Genomic DNA, 20,516 nt, shown 5'->3' on the forward strand with positions numbered 1-20,516 from the left:
ATGGACCGGATACCAAAGTGACAAATCAAATGGCCCCATCACTATGCGCGACGGACTCGAACGCTTCTACGCTATCGCTGATGGTTACCATCTCGCAGCGCAACATCTGTGCTCAAGTTAGCCAGCGAAGCTGGGGAGGTGTCCGCGTCATCGCGGACGGAGGGGTCATGAGCGTCAGTGGTGATGCCCATGACCCCTCCGTCGCCGTATGACGGCGACACCTCCCCGGCGAAGCCGGGGAGGAGGATGAAGCCTACTGCGCGATCCAGAAGGTGTCGGGCTGGTAGAGGCCGATGTATCCGCCCGGATCCCAGGCGTAGTAGCCTTCCTTGGGCACGTTGCGGATCTTGGGGCCGACCACGATCGGCTGGCGGATGCCGTTCACCGTCCCGATCGAGAACACCTCGTCGGCGCTGGCGCTCAGAATCTTCTCCCATGCCTTGCGGCGTCCCTCTACGTCGCTCGCGGTCTCCCATTCGCGGACATAGTCGAGCAGCTTGCAGGCGCTTTCGAGCTCGCACTTCTCGCCCTGGCGGCCCTTCGATTCGACGAACATGCCCCAGCGCGACCATTGCAGGCCGCCCTGCATGGTCGGCGCGAACTCGCGCGGGCTGGTATTGGGCGTCGGCACCGCGGTGACTACGCCGGCGAACGCCGTCATGATCGCCTCGCCCGAGAAGGTCCTGAGGCGGAAATTCTCGCGGGTCTGCGGCTTGGTCAGCATCTTGATGCCGACCTTCTTCCAGAATTCGGCAATCAGCTGCAGGGCGTCGGCGTCCTCGGTCTCCTCGCTGGCGTTCTCGACCACGATGGTCGCCGGGCGGCCGTCGGGCAGCAGCCGGATGCCCTGCGAATCGCGCTTGGTGAGGCCGATCTCGTCGAGCAGCTTGTTGGCGAGCTTGGGATCGTACTGCGCCCACTTCTTGGCGTACTCCGGCTTGAACAGCTCGGAGCGCTCCATGATCGTGTTGTTGCCCGGCTTGGCGAGGCCGAGATAGACGACCTGGTTCAGCTCGTCGCGATCGATGGCGAGTGACAGCGCGCGGCGGAAGCGCACGTCGCGCATCAGCTTGCGCCATTCCTCGTCGTTGGCGTTGAGATTGGGGTAGAGCGCGATCTGCGAGCCCGAGCCGGATTCCCACAACCGGACGTCGACGCCCGAGCTCTTGGCGCTCTTCTGCAGGAAGGTGTAGTCGCGCATGTTGAGATAGCGCGGCTGCAGATCCGCCTCGCCGAGACCGGCCTTGGCCGGTATCAGGTTGGTCGCCGCCTGGGTGAAGATCACGCGATCGATATAGGGCAGCTGCTGACCCTTGGCGTCGATGCGGTGGTAGAAGGGGTTGCGCACGTACACGTAACGCTGGGCCGGCGATACCGTCGTGTTCACCCAGGGATTGAGCGACGGCAGGTCGGGATTGTCATTGGCGTACATCACGTCGTGGCGCCGGTAGATCTGCACCCAGCTCCCGCCCTGCTGGCCGCCCTTGCCCGACTTCGCGATGTCCTCGGGCGAGGTGTACTTGGCGTGGAACTTCTTCAAGTAGTGAGCCGGGCGGAACAGGAACAGCGGCGCGGCGCGGGCCTGGCTTTCGATGAAGTAGGGATTGGGCTTTTCCCAAGTGTACTTGATCGTGCGGGCGTCGATGATCTCGACCTTGGGCGGCTCACCGTCGACCAGCAGCTCGACCGACGGGCCGGACGGGGAAAGCTCCTTGTTGTTGGCGACGTCTTCCCAGAAGAAGCGGAAATCCTCGGTGGTGAAGGGTTGGCCGTCGGACCATTTGTGGCCTTCGCGCAAGTGGAAGGTGAACTCGCGATCCTCCTTGACCTCGTAGCTCCCGAGGATGTCCGGCTTCAGCTTGAACTTGTCGTCGTGGACGATGAGGCGCGTGTAGCTGTAGATCGTCATCAGCCGCGTATCGCGGGCGCTGGCCACCAGTATGTTGATCTGGCCGCCTTGCTTGCCCGGCCCGTCGCCGCCGGCGAAATACGTGACCACCCAAGGCTGCCGGGGAACGCGCTGGTCGATCGGCGGCAGTGCGCCCGATTTCACCTGGTCGACGAGCATCGGCGTCTCTTGCAGCGTCGGCAGCGGATCGGCGGCGAACGCCGGTCCCATGATCATGCTGAAAAGGAAAGCCTTGGTAAGAACGCGTCGCTTCATGTCTGCCTGCCCTGCTGTGTCATTCAGCTTCTTGGCGCCGGATCAGTCCACCAGCGCAACTCTGCCGTTCGTATCACGGTAGATGAAATCGTTGAACAGGTTCAGCGTCAATGGTGTTGGCACAACGCCAACTTGACGCAGGCGTTGCGCCGCGGATTCACACGGCGCCTTAATTAATCCAAGATTCAGACATCCGGAATCCATGTCAGCAGCGATCGAAGGGGGCCGGACGGAGTAACCTCCGCCCGCGGTGGCGTCATGCTCATCCGGACGGCGGGCGTCCCGCTCGCTCATACCCATGAATTGCAAGCACTTCCTGGATCGCGGATGTGACGCCTGCGGTCCGGAAGACCAAGAGCATGAGCGGGACGGGTTCGACCAGATCGGACGTTGCTCCAGCGCCGCCGGCTGCGTTGCGAACGGCCTTCGTTGACGCCAGCGATGGGACGCGCAAGAACCGCTCATTGGACCGGCGGGGGAAGCATGTCGAGCGGGCTGGAGAACGAATTCGCAACGCTGCACGAGATCGTCAAGGCGGCCAAGATCAGGCTCAACCCGAATATCTGGGATTACCTGATCGGCGGCACCGAGACCGAGACGACGCTGCGGCGCAACCGCATGGCGCTCGATTCGATCGCCTTCAAGCCTCGCGTGCTGCGCGATGTCTCGAAGATCGACCCGTCGTCGGAAATCCTCGGCCGCAAGATCCGCATCCCGGTGATGCTGGCGCCGGTCGGCTCGCTCGAATCGTTCGAGCCGGGCGGCGGGATCACGGTCGCCAAGGGGGCAGGGGCCGGCGGCGTCACCATGCTGATCAGCTCGGTGACGACCTTGAAGCTCGAGGACATCGTCAAGGGCGGCGCCGGGCCGAAGATCTACCAGCTCTATGTGCGTGGCGACGACAAGTGGGTGGCCGACCGGGTCAAGCAGGCGATGGACGCCGGCTACGACGCCTTCTGCATCACCGTCGACACCCAGGTCTATTCGCGGCGCGAGCGCGACATCGCCAAGCGCTTCGTCAAGTCGTGGCGCACCGCGGCGACGGGGCAGGATCACCAGGCGGCCTTCTCGTGGGAGAATTTCAAGCGCGTGAAGGACAAGTTCCCCGACGTGAAGTTCATGCTGAAGGGAATCGGGACAGCCGAGGATGCCGAGATCGCCTGCCGTCATGGCGTGTGGGCGGTGTATTGCTCCAATCACGGCGGTCGCCAGCTCGATCATGGCCGTGGCTCCACGGCCGTCCTGCCGGAGATCGTCGAGGTCGTGGCGGGACGGGCGAAGATCGGCGTCGACGGCTCGTTCAGCCGCGGCAGCGACATCGTCAAGGCGATCTGTCTCGGCGCCGACTGGGTCGGCATGGGCCGCCTCTATTGCTATGGCCTCGCCGCCGCCGGCGCCGCCGGCATCGAGCGGGTGATCGAGTTGCTCGAGGAGGAGATGAGGGAGGTCATGGGCCTGCTGGGCGTCACCAGCCTGGCGCAGCTCGACAAGAGCTACATCGCGCCGGCCATGCCGACCAACCTGCCCGGCGTGCACAGCGCCTTCCCGCTGCTCAATCTCCACGACGAGGGTTACTGAGCCGGGAAGTCACTTCTTCTCGACGTTCCAGAATACGGTGGGACCGGCGGATATGAAGCCTGTGACGTTCTTGCGCGCGGCGGAGATCAGGCGCCATTCGCCGAGATGGACGTAGGGCGTCCATTCGAACGCGCGTAGCTGCGCGGCGTCGGCGATTTCCTTCAGCTTCGTCGGATCGGTTTCGCGCGCGAACTGGTCACGCAGCTTCTCCATCTCCGGATCGCAGGGCCAGCCGCTCAGCGCCTTCTCGCAGGAAGAGTTCAGGATGATGTTCGAGACCGGGTTGACGAGGCCCATCGCCGACGGCGAGACGAGATAGGCATTCCAGCCGCCCGCTTCCGGCGGGATTTTCTTGGCGGCGCGGATGACGATGCTCTGCCAATCCATCGCCTGCATGTCGACCTTGAAGCCGGCCTGCTCCATCAGGCGTTTGGCAACGGGAGCGAGGTTGGTCTGCCAGAACAGATCGCTCGACTGCAGCAGGACGACCGGCGTTCCATCGTAACCGGCCTCCTTCAGGAGCGCCCTGGCCTTGTCGAAGTTCGAGTCCAGGCGTCCCGTCGTGCCCTTCTCTGAGGCATAGGTCGTGCCGCAGATGAAAAGCGCCTTGCAGACCTTGTACTTGGCCGGATCGCCGACCACGGCCTTGAGAAAATCCTCCTGGTTGAAGGCGTACCAGAGCGCCTGGCGGATGCCGGGGTTGTCGAACGGCTTGTGCAGATGGTTGATGCGGAAGACGTTCTGGCTGCCGACCGGGCTGAGCGTCAACATCTGGATATTGCGATCGCGCTCGAGCAGGCGATGCAGGTCGAAAGGCGGCGCTTCGATGAAGTCGATCTCGCCCGCAAGCAGCGCATTGATGGCTTGCTGATGGTCGGACATGGCAAGCAATTCGATCCGGTCGACCAGGGCGCGCTTGCCGCCGGCGAGCCGCGAGACGGGCTCGTCCCGCGGCTTGTAGTCGGGGTTGCGCACGTAGACGGCAATCTGGCCCGGCCGCCACAGATCGCGTCTGAAGATGAACGGACCCGATCCCATGGTGTCGGTGATCTGGGTATTGCCCGGTGCCTGGGCGATGCGCTTGGGCATCATGAAGGGCACGTTGACATCCGGCTTGCCCAGGGCCGGCAACACGAGCCCGCTCGGCTCCTTGAGCTGCAGCTCGAAGGTCTTCGGGTCGCGGGCTGTCATGGAAGCGACGATAGCCATAAGCTTCTGGCCCACGGCGTCGCGCGAGGCCCAGCGCTGGATCGAAGCAATGCAATCCTCGGCGGTTACCGGCAGGCCGTCGTGCCACGTCAATCCGTCGCGCAGGGTGAAGGTATAGGTGAGGCCGTCGGACGAAATCTCCGTGCGGTCGACCATCTGGGGCCGGATCTCACCGTTCGCGTCAGTGGCGAACAAGGTGTCGTAGATCATGTAGCCGTGGTCGCGCGTGACGTACGCGCCGCTCCAGATCGGATCGACGATCTTGAGATCCGAGTTCATGACGACGCGCAGCACCGTCTCGGCCCGAGCCGGCACGGCATTCACCAGCAACGCAAACGCAACGAGAAGCAAACGCGTAAGCTGTCGCCTGTTCATGTCGTTCTCCATGGTCATTGGAGACAACGCAACTCGACCCAACGCATGAGCTATGAAACTGTGGCAGGCGCGCCAGCCCCGCACAACAGCGATTCCCTGGTTACGCCTACGCGACGACCGCAAGAATCCCCAGCGGAGACGCTGGGGAGCCCCCCAGCACGCCGGCGCGCACCACGATGCTGAGAAAATCGGGGCGGTGTCCGCTCCGATTTTCATAGGAGGAGAATGAGGTGGCTACCCTCTCCCGACGAACGGCATCTTGGTCGCCATCACGGTCATGAACTGCACGTTGGCGTCGAGCGGCAGGCTGTCCATGTAGACGATGGCGTCGGCTACCGCCTTCACGTCCATGCGCGGCTCGGCCACGGTGGTGCCGTTGGGCTGCAGCACGCCCTTGGTCATGCGTTCGGTCATCGGCGTCACGGCGTTGCCGATGTCGATCTGGCCGCAGGCGATGTCGTAGGCGCGGCCGTCGAGCGAGGTCGACTTGGTGAGGCCGGTGATGGCGTGCTTGGTCGAGGTGTAGGCGACCGAGAACGGCCGTGGCGCATGGGCCGAGATCGAGCCGTTGTTGATGATCCGCCCGCCGCGCGGCTTCTGGTCCTTCATGATCTTCATGGCTTCCTGGGTGCACAGGAACGGGCCGGTGAGGTTGGCCGAGACGACGGAGAGCCATGTCTCGTAGGGCAGCTCCTCGAGCGGCACCGGCGGGGCGCCGCCGCCGGCGTTGTTGAACAGCAGATCGAGCCGGCCCCAGGTCGCCTTCACCTTGGCGAACAGCGCCACGATGTCGTCGCGCTTGGTGACGTCGGTCGGCACCGCCAAGGCATTCGGGGTATTGTTGCCGGCGAGCTTGGCCGTTTCCTCCAGCGCGTCCTTGCGGCGGCCGGCGAGGGCCACCTTGTAGCCGACATGGAGCAGGGCGAGCGCCGAGGCACGGCCGATGCCGCTGCCTGCGCCGGTTACGATCGCGATCTTTGACATGCGTTCCTCCTGGACGGCCGACCCTAGCAGACCGATGCCTGCCGGTTGAAGTGGCGCGAGGGCGGCGGGACGTCGATGCTGCTTTGCGAGGATTACCCTTTTCGGCGACTTCGTGGAGTTCCGCGTTCCCGGCAATCGGCAGCTCGTGTCCGCTTGGGGTCAGTCGAGCGATTTCAGGTAGGCGCGCCATCCGCCCAGGGCGGTGATGTCGCGCGCGCCTGCGGTCGCGTGGCTCTCGCACAGGAAGCCGGTGACGGTCGATCCGTCGGCGAGGCTCACTGTGCCCAAGCCCAGCGGCGCCGGGATCTTGCGGAGGAAGGCACCAACGGCGGTCGCCGGCAGGCTCCACACTTCGAGCTCGATCGCGGCGCCGCCCTCGGCGACGCGCAACAAGCCGGGTCGCTGCGGCGGACCGTCCGGCAGGGCATAGAAGCGGTAGAGCGGCGCGGTGCTTCCTGCCGATTCGAGACGGCCACCGAGCTCGACAAGCTGGCCGTTGAGCGGCAGGCCGCTCATGTGCGCCCCGACGACGGCGACCGGGATGCGGTCCTCCGCAACCACGGGATCGTCGCCCGGCGGCGGCAACCGGCTGGTCGTCCTGCCGAGCGGAAGCGGCACCGCGCGCTGCCAGCGCGCGCCGAACGCCAGCAGCGCCCGCTCGGCTCGGGGCCGGCCGACCAGGGTGACGCCGAACGGCATGCCGTCCGGCCGAAATCCCGCCGGCAGGGCGAGTGCCGACAGGCCGAAGAAATTCACGAAGTTGGTGTAGTGCCCGAGATGGGCGTTGAACAGCACCGGCTCGCGCTCGAGGTCGGCGACGCGGTAGATCGTGCCGGCGGTCGGCAAGGCGAGGAAATCGAGGCCGGCCATTTCCGCCTGGGCGCGCGCCTTCAACTCGGCAAGCTCGTACTGGCCCTCGAAGACGTCGACGGCGCTGTAGTCGCGGCCGCCCAGCACGATGTCGCGCGTGACCGGCCAGACCTCCGCGCCATCGTCCGCGGCCTCGATGAAGGCGCCGACCGCGGCGGTGCGCTCGGCGACCCACGGACCGCCATAGAGCAGCTGCGCCGCCTCGCGAAAGGGGGCGTAGTCGAACTGGACCGGCGTGCCGCCCATCGCTTCGAGGCGCGCGATCGCCTGCGAGTAGAGGGCGCCATAGGCCTCGTCGCCAAAGAACTCGGCGTCGCGGGCGCGCAGCACGCCGTAGCGGAAATGCCGGCCGATGCCAGGGCCGGTACTCGTGCAGGCGTGCGGCTCGGCCAGCACTTTCAGCACGACATCGGCATCGGCGCAGGACAGCGCGAAGACGGAGACGCAGTCGAGCGACTGGCAGGCCGGCACGACGCCCGCCGTGCTGAGCAGGCCGGGCGTCGGCTTCAACCCGACGATGTTGTTGAAGCCCGCGGGGACGCGGCCGGAGCCCGCGGTATCGGTGCCGAGCGAGAAGCTCACCAGCCCGGCGGCGACCGCGACCGCCGACCCCGAGCTCGACCCGCCGGGCACGAACGAGGGGTCGAACGGATTGCGCGGCACCCCGTAGGGCGAACGGACGCCGACCAGGCCGGTGGCGAACTGGTCGAGGTTGGTCTTGCCGACGACGATGGCGCCGGCGTCGACCAGTCGCTGCACGGTCGCGGCCGACTCGCCGGGCTCGTAGGCGAAGCCGGGGCAGGCGGCGGTGGTCGGCAGGCCGGCGACATCGATATTGTCCTTCACCGCGAACGGCACGCCGTAGAGCGGCAGGCGCTCGAGCTCGCTCCGGTGGGCGTCGAGCCGGTGCGCCGCCGCGCGCAGCGCGACGTCCGGGGCGCGGGCGATCCAGACCTTGTCGTCGCCGGACACGGCGATGCGTTTCAGGACCTCCTCGATCATGCGGGCTACGTCGAGCGTACCGGCGCGGTAGGCGTTGCGCAGGGCGTGGAGGCCGAGGTCGAGAAGCATCGTCATGGCGTGCTTGTAGACAAGCGGCGCCCTGAAATCAGCCCTCAGTGACAATCTCTTCTCCTCCCCAGCGTCTTCGCTGGGGAGGAGAATGAGCGAGCGAGACGCTTCTGTGCGGCTCGCGAAACGAACGCGCTCACGCGGTCCGGAAGAGCATGAGCGCCACGGAGTGGCGCGCTCCCGGCCGTGAGCAGCATGGCACGGTCCTTGCATTCGAGAACCGGGGAGTCTGGGAACTCAGGGGACTGACAATGAAACGCCGTAGCTTCATCAAGACCACCGCCGTCGGTGCTGCGGCGACGGCTGCACCGGCAATCTGGTCGGCGGCCAAGGCGCAGGCCCGCAACGAGACCTTGCTGATCGTCGGCGAAAGCCCGCCCAACTCGATGGACATCCATGGCGTCGGCGCCAACCGGCCGGCCTACGAGGTGTCGTGGAACACCCACGATCGGCTGATCACCTACGGCGTCAAGAAGGACGCCAATGGCAACGACCATTACGACTACACCAAGCTCGAGCCCGAGCTGGCGACCGAGTGGAACGTCACGCCGACCTCGGCGACGTTCAAGCTGCGCCGCGATGCCAAGTTCCACGACGGCACGCCGATCACCGCCAAGGACGTGAAGTGGTCGTTCGACCGCGCCGTCACGGTCGGCGGCTTCCCGACCTTCCAGATGGCGGCGGGCTCGCTGGAGAAGCCCGACCAGTTCGTGGTCGTCGACGACCACACCTTCCGGGTCGACTTCCTGCGCGCCGACAAGCTCACGATGCCCGACATCGGCGTGCCGGTGCCGGTGATCATGAACTCGGAGCTGTGCAAGAAGCACGCGACGGCGGCCGATCCGTGGGCGATGGACTGGTGCAAGAACAACCATGCTTCGGGCGGCGCCTACAAGGTCGAGCGCTGGCAGCCCGGCCAGGAGGTCGTCTACGCCCGCAACGACGACTGGAAGAACGGGCCGCTGCCCAAGGTCAAGCGCGTCATCATGCGCATCATCCCGTCGGCGGGGAACCGGCGCGCGCTGCTCGAGCGCGGCGACGCCGACCTGTCGTTCGACCTGCCGTCGAAGGATTTCTCCGAGCTCAGGAGCTCGCCGAAGCTCACCGTGATCGGCACGCCGATCGAGAACGCGATGATGTATCTCGGCATGAACGTCAACCAGAAGCCGTTCGACAATGTGAAGGTTCGGCAGGCGGTAGCGTGGGCGCTGCCTTACCAGCAGATCATGGACTCGGTGCTGTTCGGCCAGGCGATCCCGCTCTACGGCGGCGCCGACAACAAGTTCAAGGGCGTCTACTGGCCGCAGAAGGACGGCTACAAGACCGACATCGCCAAGGCCAAGGCCCTGATGGCCGAAGCGGGCTACGGCAGCGGCTTCGAGACGACCCTGTCGTTCGATCTCGGTCTCGCCAGCACCAACGAGCCGCTCACCGTGCTGGTGCAGGAGAGCCTAGCGCAGATCGGCGTCAGGACCACGATCAACAAGGTGCCCGGCGCCAACTGGCGCGGCGAGCTCCTGAAGAAGAACATGCCGATGATCACCAACGCCTTCGGCGGCTGGCTGAACTATCCGGAGTACTTCTTCTTCTGGTGCTATCACGGCCAGAACGCCGTGTTCAACACGATGGGCTACAAGAACCCGGCGATGGACGTGCTGATCGACAAGGCGCGCTTCACCACGGGCCCCGAGTACGATGCGGCGGTGAAGGGCTTCATCGACATGGCCTTCGAGGAAGTGCCGCGCGTGCCGATCTACCAGCCGCTGCTCAACGTGGCGATGCAGAAGAACATCACCGGCTACCGCTACTGGTTCCACCGCCAGCTCGACTACCGCCAGCTCGTGAAGGGGTGAGGGGTGCGGGTGCACGATGATCGAGAAGTCCACATCCTGAGAGCCTGTGACTTTTTCGGCGTCATCGTCTTCGGCGATGCGATGGAGAAAGGAAAGGTCCCTCGCCGCGCTCGCCGCATGCTCAGGGGGCTTGCCGAAAAAGTCGCAGGCTCTGAGGAGCCGCGCGCAGCGCGGCGTCTCGAAGGATGGGGTCGAGCACGGCCTGTGATCCGACCCTTCGAGACGGCCGCGGAGTTTATCCCGAGGGAACTCGAGGGGCGGTCTCCTCAGGGTGAGGTCTCCCTTTGGCTCGGTCAGCATGAGCTGTGCCCATGCTGAGGATGCTGCTGTCGCGGCTGGCGACGGCGATCCCGAGCCTGGTCGGCGTCGTCATCGTCACCTTCATGCTGACGCGCCTGCTGCCCGGCGACCCGGCGGCCTATTTCGCCGGGCTGGCGGCGAGCCCGAAGGCGATCGCCGAGATCCGCGCCAAGCTCGGCCTCGACAAGTCGCTGCCGGAGCAGTTCGTCGCCTATATCGGCGACCTGGCTCACGGCAATCTCGGCAGCTCGCTCAGCACCGGCCAGCCGGTCGTGACCGAGATCGCCACGCGCCTGCCGGCTTCGGGCGAGCTCACCCTGGCCGCGCTGATCCTGGCGGTCTGCATCGCCATCCCGCTCGGCGTGCTGGCCGCGGTGAAGCAGGGCACCTGGATCGACCATCTGTGCCGCATCGTCACCACGGCCGGCGTGTCGCTGCCGGTGTTCTTCACCGGCCTGCTGTTCGCCTATCTCTTCTATTACGTGCTGCAGATCGCGCCGGCGCCGACCGGGCGGCTCGACGTCTTTCTGTCGCCGCCCACTCACATCACCGGCTTCTACCTGATCGACTCCGCCCTCACCGGCAACATGGAGGCGTTCTGGGGCGCTTTGCGCCAGCTCGCGCTGCCGGCGGTCTCGATGGCGATCTTCTCCCTGGCGCCGCTCGCCCGCATGACCCGCGGCTCGATGCTCTCGGTGCTGGGCAGCGACTTCATCCGCACCGCGCGGGCGAGCGGCCTGGCGCCCCGGACCGTCGTGTTCACCTATGCTTTCCGCAACGCCGTGCTGCCGGTCATCACCACGCTCGGCATGGTCTTCTCCTTCCTGCTCGGCGCCAACGTGCTGGTCGAGACCGTGTTCGCCTGGCCGGGCATCGGGCTCTATGCGGTGAACGCGCTGATCACCTCGGACTACGCGCCGGTCCAGGGCTTCGTGCTCACCATGGCGCTGCTCTACGTCGCCCTCAATCTCGCGATCGACTGCCTGTACGGCGTGGTCGATCCGCGGGTCCGATTGGACAGCTGATAGTGGGCGGCGCGACGGGGCGCTCTTCTCATTCTCCTCCCCACGCTTTGCGTGGGGAGGTGTCGCCGTCTTACGGCGACGGAGGGGTCATGGGCACCACCACTGACGCTCATGACCCCTCCGTCGGCGCAGACGCCGACACCTCCCCAGCGAAGCTGGGGAGGAGGGAAAAGACATGATCCCCCTGCTGCGCCACGCCCGCTACGTGCTGTCGGAGAATCCGGTCACCGGCCTGGCGTTCGGCCTGTTCGCGCTGTTCCTGGTCGCGGCGATCTTCGGGCCGCTGCTGGCGCCCTACAACCCCTTGCAGAGCAATGCCGCGATGGCGCTGAAGCCGCCGTCGGCGGCGCACTGGTTCGGCACCGATCAGCTCGGCCGCGACATCTTCAGCCGCGTGCTGGTGGCGACGCGGCTCGATCTCTCGATCGCCTTCGCCTCCGTCGTCCTGGCCTTCCTGCTCGGCGCCCTGTCGGGCGTGGCGGCGGGCTATTTCGGCGGCTGGACGGATCGCGTGGTCGGCCGGCTCGCCGACACCATCATGGCGTTTCCGCTGTTCGTGCTGGCGATGGGCATCGTCGCCGCCCTCGGCAACGAGGTGATCAACATCGTGATCGCCACGGCGATCATCAATTTCCCGCTCTACGCCCGCGTCGCCCGCGCCGAAGCCAATGTGCGGCGCGACGCCGGCTTCATCGAAGCCGCCCGCCTCTCGGGCAACGGCGAGGCGAGGGTCGTGCTGGGCCATGTGCTGCCCAACATCATGCCCATCATGATGGTGCAGATGTCGCTCACCATGGGCTACGCCATCCTGAACGCGGCCGGCCTCTCCTTCATCGGCCTCGGCGTGCGGCCCCCCGCGCCGGAATGGGGCATCATGGTCGCCGAGGGCGCCAACTTCATCCAGAGCGGCGAATGGTGGATCGCGCTGTTCCCCGGCGCGGCGCTCATGCTGGCGGTGTTCTGCTTCAACCTGCTGGGCGACGGCCTGCGCGACATCATCGACCCGAGGCAGCGGACATGACCGCGATCCCCGCGCTCGCCGTCGAGGATCTGTCGGTCGAGTTCCGCACCCGCTCGGGCACGGTCAAGGTGCTGGAGAAGGTCGGCTTCGCGGTCGACAAGGGCGAGACCATCGCCCTGGTGGGCGAGTCCGGTTCGGGCAAGTCCGTCACCGCCTTCGCCGTCATGGGCATCCTCGACCCGGCGGGGCGCGTGACTGCGGGCCGGGCGATGTTCGGCGGCTCCGACCTGCTGGCGATGAGCGAGCGCGATCTCGCCGAGCAGCGCGGCCGCGAGCTGTCGATGATCTTCCAGAACCCGCGCACGGCGCTGAACCCGATCCGCCGGGTCGGCCAGCAGATCGCCGACGTGCTGGTGCGCCATGGCGGCGCGACCTCGACCGAGGCGCCGCGCGCCGCAATCGAGATGCTGAAGAAGGTCCGCATCCCAGATCCCGAGCGGCGCGCCGAAGCCTATCCGTTCGAGCTGTCGGGCGGCATGTGCCAGCGCATCATGATCGCCATCGCGCTCGCCTGCCGGCCGGCCCTGCTGATCGCCGACGAGCCGACCACCGGCCTCGACGTCACCACCCAGGCCGTGATCATGGACCTGATCGGCGAGCTCGCGCACGAATCCGGCATGGCGACGATCTTCATCACGCACGATCTCGCCCTGGCGGCGGAGCACTGCGATCGCATCGTGGTCATGCATGCCGGCCACATCGTCGAGACCGCGCCCGGCCGCGCGCTGTTCAGCCATCCCCGCCATCCCTATTCGGCCAAGCTGCTGGCGGCGACGCCAGGCGAGACGGCGTCGCTCGCCGACCTGGCGTCCATTCCGGGCGGCCTGCCCGATCTGCGGCGCAGCGACCTGCCGGCCTGCCGCTACAGCGGCCGCTGCGAGCGTCTCGGCGGCGACTGCGCCCGTCCCTTGCCGCGCCGCGAGCTGGGCGAGCGCCACATGGTCGCCTGCTGGAATCCGCTATGAGCGAGGCGCTGCTCGACATCGCCGAGCTGGTCAAGCGGTTCCCGGTCGGCAACAAGCGCCTGCTGCATGCCGTCGACGAGGTCACCTTGACGATCGGCCGCGGCGAGACGGTCGGCCTGGTGGGCGAATCGGGCTGCGGCAAGTCCACACTGGTGCGACTCATCAACCGCCTGCTCGACCCGACGTCGGGCAGCATCCGGCTGGCGCGCACCGAGCTTGCCGACATGAAGGCGCGGGACTTCGCCGGCAATCCCAACCGCAAGCGCATCCAGATGGTGTTCCAGGATGCCGGCGATTCGCTCAATCCGCGCTACACCGCGGCCGACGCCATTGCCGATCCGCTGCGCCGCCTCAGGAAGATGTCGGGCGCGACGCTGCGCGAACGGGTCGACAAGCTCGCCGACATGACCGGCCTGCCGCGCGACCTTCTGACCCGCTTCCCGCACCAGCTCTCGGGCGGCCAGAAGGCGCGCGTCGGCATCGCGCGCGCGATCGCCGTCGAGCCCGAGCTGCTGATCCTCGACGAGCCAACGGCGGCGCTCGACGTTTCGGTGCAGGTCGTGATCCTGCAGCTGCTGCTGCGGCTCAAGCAGGAGCTCGGCATGAGCTACCTGTTCGTCAGCCACGACCTCAATGTCGTCCACCTGCTGTGCGACCGCGTGCTGGTGATGTATCTCGGCAAGATCGTCGAGCAGGGGCCGGCGGCCGAGATTTTCGCCGGACCGAAGCATCCCTATACGCGGGCGCTGATCTCGGCGATCCCGCAGGCCGACCCCGACAAGAGGATCGGCCGCCTGCGCCTCAGCGGCGAGCCGCGCAGCCCGATCGACCCCGATCCGACGGTGTGCCGCTTCTATGGCCGCTGTCCCAGGGGCGAGCCGCGCTGCTCGTCCGAAATGCCGGTCTTGCGCACGGTGGGTCCGGCAAGGCAGGTTGCCTGCCACTTCGCATAGGGAGATTGGGAACGTGGCTGATGACAAGCCGGATATCGGTCGCCTGGTCGACGAGGCGGCCAAGGCCCTGGGGCTGCCAATTGCCGCGCAGTATCGCGCCAACGTGATCGTGAACTACGAGCGCTCGCTCGCCATCGCGCAGCCGCTGCTCGACGTCGACCTCGACGACGAGCTCACGCCGGCGCCGGTGTTCCGGCCATGAGCGATCCCCTGTCGAAGCAGGCGACGGCGACCGAGATCGCCGGCGCCGTGATGGCGGGCAAGGTCAAGGCACTGGCCGTTGTCGACGCCGCCCTGGCGCGCATCGCGGCCGCCGAGCCCACCGTCAACGCCTTCACCGATGTCATCGCCGAGCGGGCGCGCATCCGCGCCGTCGAGATCGATCGCGGCCTGCATCGCGGGCCGATGCTGGGCGTGCCGTTCGCGGTCAAGAACCTGTTCGACATCAAGGGCCACCCGACGCGCGCCGGGTCGAAGATCAACAATGACGGGCCGATCGCGACGCGCGACGGCTCGCTGATCCGCAAGCTCGAGGCGGCCGGCGCGATCCTGGTCGGCGGCCTCAACATGGGCGAGTACGCCTACGACTTCACCGGCGAGAACGCGCATTACGGCCCGTCGCGCAATCCGCGCGATCCCTCGTGCATGACGGGCGGCTCGTCGGGCGGCTCGGGCGCTGCCGTGGCATCAGGCGAGGTGCCGATCGCGCTCGGCTCCGACACCAACGGCTCGATCCGCGTGCCGGCGTCGCTGTGCGGGCTGTTCGGCCTGAAGCCGACCTACGGCCGGCTGAGCCGCGCCGGATCCTATCCCTTCGTCGACGCCTTCGATCATCTCGGCCCGCTTGCCCGGTCGGTCGACGACCTCGCACTGTCGTTCGACGCCATGCAGGGCTGGGATCCCGACGATCCGGTGTGCACCGATCGGGCGGCCGAGCCGACCGTGCCGGCTCTGCTCGAGGGCATCAACGGCCTGCGCATCGCCGTCGCCGGCGACTATTTCGAGCGCGGCGCGCAACCCGAAGCCCTGGAGGCCGTGGCCACGGTGGCCAAGGCGCTCGGGACGACGCGGAAGATCACCATTCCCGAAGCTGCCGCCGCGCGCTCCGCTGCCTACGTCATCACCGCGATCGAGGGCGGCCAGCTTCACCTGCCGCGGCTCAAGTCGCGGCCGCAGGATTTCGACCCCGACACGCGCGAGCGCTTCATGGCCGGCGCACTGCTGCCCGGGTCGTGGTACGTCAAGGCGCAGCGCTTCCGGCGGCGCTATCGCGCCAACGTCCAGAAGCTGTTCGGCGAGGTCGACATCATCCTGGCACCGGCGACGCCATGCACCGCGCCCAGGCTCGGCCAGGTGATGATGACCCTGGGCGGCGCCGAGCTGCCGGTGCGGGCCAATCTCGGCCTGTTCACCCAGCCGATCTCGTTCATCGGCCTGCCGGTGGTGGTGGCGCCGCTGCAGCGCCCGGGCGGCCTGCCGATCGGCGTGCAGATCATCGCCAACCATTACAACGAGGCGGCGGCGCTGCGCGTGGCGCGCGCGCTCGAGAAGCAGGGCGTCGCCAGCGCCCCGCCGGCGTGACGAGGACGCGCGACATGGACATCAACATCCCCGAGGTGGTGGCCGAGGTGACGGCGGCCTTCGAGCACTACGAAAGGGCCTTGAACAGCAACGACGTCGCCGTGCTCGACGAGCTGTTCTGGAAGAGCCCGTACACGCTGCGCTACGGCGTCGGCGAGCAGCTCTATGGCCACGACCAGATCGCCGCCTTCCGCGCCGGCCGCGATCCCGGCTTCGTCGTCAACCGTGACCTTCTGAAGGTGTGGATCGTCACCTACGGCCGCGATTTCGGCACCGCCAACTGCGAGTTCCGCCGCCATGGCGGCAACCGCACCGGCCGCCAGAGCCACACCTGGATGCGCACGCCCGACGGCTGGCGCATTGTCGCCGCCCACGTCTCGCTGCTCGGCGAGGCAACGCCGATGAAGGCGTGATCCTTGAGCGCGCCACTCCGTGGCGCTCTTCTCCTTGATCGCACGACCCGCGAGCACCGCCGAGTGGCGCGCTCCCGGCCATGAGTCACCGCCCGTTGAGCTTCCGCCAGGCCGCGAAATCCTTCAGCGACTGCTCGTTGGTCGGCGGGTAGAGGCCGTAGATGCCCTGGCCGCTGGTGACCTGCTCGGCGACGTAGTCCTCGTAGGCCGTCATCTCGACCGCCTCCTCGGCGATCTCGTCGACCAGGCCCGCGGGAATTACAATGACACCATCATTGTCGCCCAGGATGATGTCGCCGGGAAACACCGGGGCGTCGCCGCAGCCGATCGGCACGTTGATGTCGATCGCCTGGTGCAGGGTGAGGTTGGTCGGCGCGCTCGGCCGCTGGTGATAGGCCGGGAATCCCAGACGGGCGATGTCGGCCGAGTCGCGGAAGCCGCCGTCGGTCACCACGCCGGCGACGCCGCGCTTCATCAGCCGCGTCACCAGGATGGAGCCGGCCGACGCCGCGCGCGCGTCCTTGCGGCTGTCCATCACCAGCACGGCGCCGGGCGGGCAGTCCTCGATCGCCTTGCGCTGCGGATGGCCGCGGTCGCGGAACACCTCGAGCTTGTTGAGATCCTCGCGTGCCGGCATGTAGCGCAGGGTGTAGGCCGGCCCGACCATCGAGGGTTCGACGGGCGACAGCGGCCGCACGCCCTGGATCGCCTGGTTGCGAAAGCCGCGCTTGAACAGCGCCGTCGCCACGGTAGGCGTGCTGACCGAGCGCAGCTTGTCGCGGGTTTCGGGCTTCAACGTCATGGCGATTTCCTCTCGTCTTGCCTTCTAGAGCATCATCTTGCTTGGTCGAAGCGCCAAAGAATGGCCTCACCCTGAGGAGCGGCCGCAGGATCACCTTCCTGTCGTCCTGAGCGCAGCGAAGGACCTCATCGCCGTGTGCCACAAGTGTGCATTGAAACTTCTGGCGATGAGATCCTTCGCTACGCTCAGGATGACAAGAAATACGAGCGGCCTCGCAATACATTCACAGACTCTGAGGAGGGGCCCTCTGGCGATGCAATTTACGAACATCACGCGCTACGCCAGCAGCGCCTCGCCCGCGAGAGCCGTGCCGCTGGCCGGATCCCTGATCACGGCGCCGAGCTCGGCGAGCTTGGCGAAGAAATTGGGGAAGGTCTTGCGCACGCAGGCGGGTTGCCGCAGCCGCATGCCGGGAACGCGCAGGCCCAGCATGCCGAAGCACATGGCGACGCGGTGGTCGTTGTAGGTCTCGATCTCGGCGCCCTGCAAGGTACCGGGCTGGATGACCAGCGTGTCGCCCCTCTCCTCGACGAGCGCACCGCACTTGGCGAGCTCGGCATGCAACGCCTTCACGCGCTCGCATTCCTGGACTCGCAAGCGGCCGAGATCGGTGAACGCCGTGGCCGCCGAGGCGAACGGCGCCAGCACGATCGCGGTCATGATGCTGTCGGCCAGGTCGGTACGGCGCGAATAGCTGGGACGCCACGGCTTCCGGGCGATCAGGTCGAGGAACTTCTGGTCGGCCTGCATGCCGCTCCGGGGCGTGGGCTCGACGCGGACATGGCCGCCACCGTCGCGCAGCAGCCAGTCGGCGCCCCAGAAGTAGCTCGCGCCTGAGGCGTCGGCCTCGATGTCGTAGCTGCCGCCGGTCCATGGGAAGTCGTCGACCAGGCGGCGGGTCATGTCGACATAGGGCAGCTCGTCCTCGTTGGCGCCGGTCACGGCGACGTTCCAGCCGCCGATGCGCGCGCTCAGCAACAGGGCCGACGCGAATTGCGAGCTCTCGGCGACACTGACGCTGCACGCCGCGCCGTGGCGCGGCCCGGTGCCGTGAATGACGGCCGGCAGGCGGTCGTTGGGCGTGTCGATGCGGTAGCCGAGCTGGCGCAGGGCGCCGACCAGCGCCGCCTGCGGGCGCTCGTGCATGCGGGCGATGCCGCTCACCCGATAGCTGCCGTGGCCGAGGCACAGCAGCGGCGGCAGGAAACGCGCCGCCGTGCCGGCGTTCTCGACGAACAGCTCCAGCGGCTGTCCGGGCGTGCCTGTATTGGGAATCGTGCCGCCGCGTCCCGCGACCGTGATCGTGCGGTTGGCCGGCTCGGCCGCATCGGGCTCGACGCGACTGGGAAAGCCCAGCCGCTCCAGGCACTCGACCATCGCCTGCGTGTCCTCGCTCCACAGGGCGCCGCGCAACGTCACGGGCCGGCTTGCCAGGGCGGCCAGGATCAGGGCGCGGTTGGTGATGCTCTTGGAGCCGGGCAGGACGACCGTCGTCTCCCGTCCGGGCTCGGGCGGGACGATCTCGATCAGGTCGGGCAGCATCGCGGCGTCAGTAGATCGACGGCTCGGCCACCGGGGCGCCGAAGCTCGTCTCGAGGAAATCGAAGTCGCAGCCTTCGTTGGCCTGCTTGATGTGGCGGGTGAACATCCAGCCATAGCCGCGCTCGTAGCGCGGCTCGGGCTGCTTCCAGGCGGCGCGGCGCCGGCCGAGCTCTTCCTCCGACACGTTCATGTCGAGCGTGCGCCTGTCGACGTCGAGCGAGATCATGTCGCCGGTGCGCACCAGGGCGAGCGGCCCGCCGATGTAGGATTCGGGCGAGACGTGGAGGATGCAGGCGCCGTAGCTGGTGCCGCTCATGCGCGCATCGGAGATCCGCACCATGTCGCGCACGCCCTGCTTCACGAGCTTGCCCGGGATCGGCAGCATGCCCCATTCCGGCATGCCCGGCCCGCCCTGCGGGCCGGCATTGCGCAGGATCAGGACATGATCGGCGGTGACGTCGAGATCGTCGCGATCGATCGCCGCCTTCATCGACGGATAGTCGTCGAACACCAGCGCCGGGCCGATGTGCTTCAGGAAGCGCGGTGCGCAGGCGCTCGGCTTGATGACGCAGCCGTCCGGTGCCAGGTTGCCGCGCAGCACCGCCAGCGCGCCCTCGGCATAGATCGGGTTGCTGACCGGCCGGATGACGTCGTCGTTGTAGGTCTCCGCGCCCTCGATGTTCTCCGCCAGCGTCTTGCCGGTGACCGTCAGCGCATCGCGATGCAGATGGCCTTCGATCTGCGCCATCAGCGCCGGCAGGCCGCCGGCATAGAAGAAATCCTCCATCAGGTACGTGGTCCCGCTCGGCCGGATGTTGGCGATCACCGGAACCTTGCGGCTGGCGCGCTCGAAATCGTCGAGGCCGACATCGTGGCCGGCGCGCCGCGCCAGCGCGATCAGGTGGATGATGGCGTTGGTCGAGCAGCCGACCGCCATCGCCACGGTGATCGCGTTGAGGAACGCCTCGCGCGTCAGGATGCGATTGGGCGTCAGGTCCTCCCACACCATGTCGACGATGCGCCGTCCGCTCTCGGAGGCCATGCGGATGTGGTTGGCGTCGGCCGCCGGGATCGACGAGGCGCCCGGCAGGCTCATGCCCAGCGTCTCGGCCATCGCCATCATCGTGGCGGCGGTGCCCATGGTCATGCAGGTGCCGTAGCTGCGGGCGATGCCGGCCTCGACGTCGACCCAGTCGGAATCGGATATCCTGCCGGCACGGCGCTCGTCCCAGTATTTCCACGCGTCGGAGCCCGAGCCCAGCACCTTGCCCTTCCAGTTGCCGCGCAGCATCGGGCCGGCCGGCAGGTAGATCGCCGGCAGGTTCACGCTGATGGCGCCGAGCAGCAGGGCAGGGGTGGTCTTGTCACAGCCGCCCATCAGCACGACGCCGTCCACGGGATGTCCGCGCAAGAGCTCCTCGGCGTCCATGGCGAGCAGGTTGCGGTAGAGCATGGTGGTTGGCTTGAGGAAGCTTTCCGACAGCGACAGCGCCGGCAGCTCCATCGGGAAGCCGCCGGCTTGCAGGATGCCGCGCTTGACGTCGTCGACCCGGCTCTTGAAGTGCATGTGGCAGGGCTGGGCTTCCGACCAGGTGTTGAGGATGGCGATGACCGGCCGGCCGACCCAGTCCTCCGGCGCGTAGCCCATCTGCATGGCGCGCGAGCGATGGCCGAAGGCGCGCAGGTCGTCGGGCGCGAACCAGCGGGCGCTGCGCAGGTCGGCGGCGGCTTTCCTCTTGGCGGGGCTCATTCGTTTTCCTCCGGCGGCGGCCATCGCCCGGGCGGTTACGGGCCGTTGCGGGTGTGGTAG

General features: G+C 67.3%; 17 protein-coding genes. 9 read left to right on the forward strand and 8 right to left on the reverse strand.

Going from position 1 to position 20,516, the window contains the following annotated elements; genetic code table 11:
- Positions 1 to 253: 253 nt before the first annotated feature.
- The gene (locus ACILR9_RS33960; RefSeq protein WP_395714422.1) at positions 254 to 2,164 is read right to left on the reverse strand and encodes an ABC transporter substrate-binding protein; all 1,911 of its coding nucleotides are present in this window, start codon (positions 2,162 to 2,164) and stop codon (positions 254 to 256) included.
- Between the two features lie 42 nt (positions 2,165 to 2,206).
- Positions 2,207 to 2,473: a hypothetical protein gene (locus ACILR9_RS33965; RefSeq protein ID WP_395714423.1), complete on the reverse strand. Its 267-nt coding sequence runs from the start codon at positions 2,471 to 2,473 to the stop codon at positions 2,207 to 2,209.
- 174 nt (positions 2,474 to 2,647) lie between these two features.
- Between ACILR9_RS33965 and ACILR9_RS33970 the strand changes: the two genes are divergently transcribed.
- Positions 2,648 to 3,742 (forward strand): alpha-hydroxy acid oxidase, encoded by a 1,095-nt coding sequence (locus ACILR9_RS33970; RefSeq protein WP_395714424.1) that lies wholly within the window; start codon positions 2,648 to 2,650, stop codon positions 3,740 to 3,742.
- A gap of 9 nt (positions 3,743 to 3,751) precedes the next feature.
- Here the strand turns inward: ACILR9_RS33970 and ACILR9_RS33975 are convergent, their stop codons facing one another.
- The 3 genes from ACILR9_RS33975 to atzF all read right to left on the reverse strand — a co-directional run bounded on the left by ACILR9_RS33975 (position 3,752) and on the right by atzF (position 8,257).
- Complete coding sequence (locus ACILR9_RS33975) at positions 3,752 to 5,326, reverse strand: ABC transporter substrate-binding protein (protein ID WP_395714425.1); 1,575 nt, start codon at positions 5,324 to 5,326, stop codon at positions 3,752 to 3,754.
- Between the two features lie 234 nt (positions 5,327 to 5,560).
- Entirely contained in the window at positions 5,561 to 6,310 is a 750-nt protein-coding gene (locus ACILR9_RS33980; RefSeq protein WP_395714426.1) for an SDR family oxidoreductase, read from the reverse strand.
- Between the two features lie 159 nt (positions 6,311 to 6,469).
- Complete coding sequence (atzF, locus tag ACILR9_RS33985; RefSeq protein ID WP_395714427.1) at positions 6,470 to 8,257, reverse strand: allophanate hydrolase; 1,788 nt, start codon at positions 8,255 to 8,257, stop codon at positions 6,470 to 6,472.
- A gap of 245 nt (positions 8,258 to 8,502) precedes the next feature.
- On the opposite strand from atzF, the gene ACILR9_RS33990 reads away from it, so the two are divergent.
- From ACILR9_RS33990 to hpxZ, 8 genes are all read left to right on the forward strand, one after another.
- Complete coding sequence (locus tag ACILR9_RS33990) at positions 8,503 to 10,104, forward strand: ABC transporter substrate-binding protein (RefSeq protein WP_395714428.1); 1,602 nt, start codon at positions 8,503 to 8,505, stop codon at positions 10,102 to 10,104.
- Between the two features lie 311 nt (positions 10,105 to 10,415).
- The gene (locus ACILR9_RS33995) at positions 10,416 to 11,429 is read left to right on the forward strand and encodes an ABC transporter permease (protein ID WP_395714429.1); all 1,014 of its coding nucleotides are present in this window, start codon (positions 10,416 to 10,418) and stop codon (positions 11,427 to 11,429) included.
- Between the two features lie 175 nt (positions 11,430 to 11,604).
- Positions 11,605 to 12,450, forward strand: a complete 846-nt coding sequence (locus ACILR9_RS34000) for an ABC transporter permease (RefSeq protein ID WP_395714430.1) — start codon at positions 11,605 to 11,607, stop codon at positions 12,448 to 12,450.
- On the forward strand, positions 12,447 to 13,415 hold the full coding sequence (locus ACILR9_RS34005) for an ABC transporter ATP-binding protein (RefSeq protein WP_395714431.1): 969 nt from the start codon (positions 12,447 to 12,449) through the stop codon (positions 13,413 to 13,415). Before ACILR9_RS34000 ends, ACILR9_RS34005 begins: the two co-directional genes overlap by 4 nt.
- Complete coding sequence (locus tag ACILR9_RS34010) at positions 13,412 to 14,368, forward strand: ABC transporter ATP-binding protein (RefSeq protein WP_395714432.1); 957 nt, start codon at positions 13,412 to 13,414, stop codon at positions 14,366 to 14,368. The genes ACILR9_RS34005 and ACILR9_RS34010 overlap by 4 nt, the downstream gene beginning before the upstream one ends.
- A 13-nt stretch (positions 14,369 to 14,381) precedes the next feature.
- Positions 14,382 to 14,570: a DUF4089 domain-containing protein gene (locus ACILR9_RS34015; RefSeq protein WP_395714433.1), complete on the forward strand. Its 189-nt coding sequence runs from the start codon at positions 14,382 to 14,384 to the stop codon at positions 14,568 to 14,570.
- Positions 14,567 to 15,949: an AtzE family amidohydrolase gene (locus ACILR9_RS34020; protein WP_395714434.1), complete on the forward strand. Its 1,383-nt coding sequence runs from the start codon at positions 14,567 to 14,569 to the stop codon at positions 15,947 to 15,949. Before ACILR9_RS34015 ends, ACILR9_RS34020 begins: the two co-directional genes overlap by 4 nt.
- Before the next feature lie 14 nt (positions 15,950 to 15,963).
- Positions 15,964 to 16,362, forward strand: coding sequence for an oxalurate catabolism protein HpxZ (hpxZ, locus tag ACILR9_RS34025; RefSeq protein ID WP_395714435.1), 399 nt, complete (start codon positions 15,964 to 15,966; stop codon positions 16,360 to 16,362).
- An 85-nt stretch (positions 16,363 to 16,447) separates the two neighbouring features.
- Here hpxZ and ACILR9_RS34030 read toward each other — a convergent pair whose 3' ends face one another.
- From ACILR9_RS34030 to araD, 3 genes are all read right to left on the reverse strand, one after another.
- Positions 16,448 to 17,164, reverse strand: a complete 717-nt coding sequence (locus ACILR9_RS34030; protein WP_395714436.1) for a ribonuclease activity regulator RraA — start codon at positions 17,162 to 17,164, stop codon at positions 16,448 to 16,450.
- 276 nt (positions 17,165 to 17,440) lie between these two features.
- Complete coding sequence (locus tag ACILR9_RS34035) at positions 17,441 to 18,706, reverse strand: 3-phosphoshikimate 1-carboxyvinyltransferase (protein WP_395714437.1); 1,266 nt, start codon at positions 18,704 to 18,706, stop codon at positions 17,441 to 17,443.
- Positions 18,707 to 18,713: 7 nt separating this feature from the next.
- The gene (araD, locus tag ACILR9_RS34040; protein ID WP_395714438.1) at positions 18,714 to 20,456 is read right to left on the reverse strand and encodes an L-arabinonate dehydratase; all 1,743 of its coding nucleotides are present in this window, start codon (positions 20,454 to 20,456) and stop codon (positions 18,714 to 18,716) included.
- Between the last annotated feature and the right edge of the window lie 60 nt (positions 20,457 to 20,516).

Origin of the sequence: Reyranella sp. (assembly GCF_044224635.1) — a bacterium.
Classification (GTDB): domain Bacteria; phylum Pseudomonadota; class Alphaproteobacteria; order Reyranellales; family Reyranellaceae; genus Reyranella.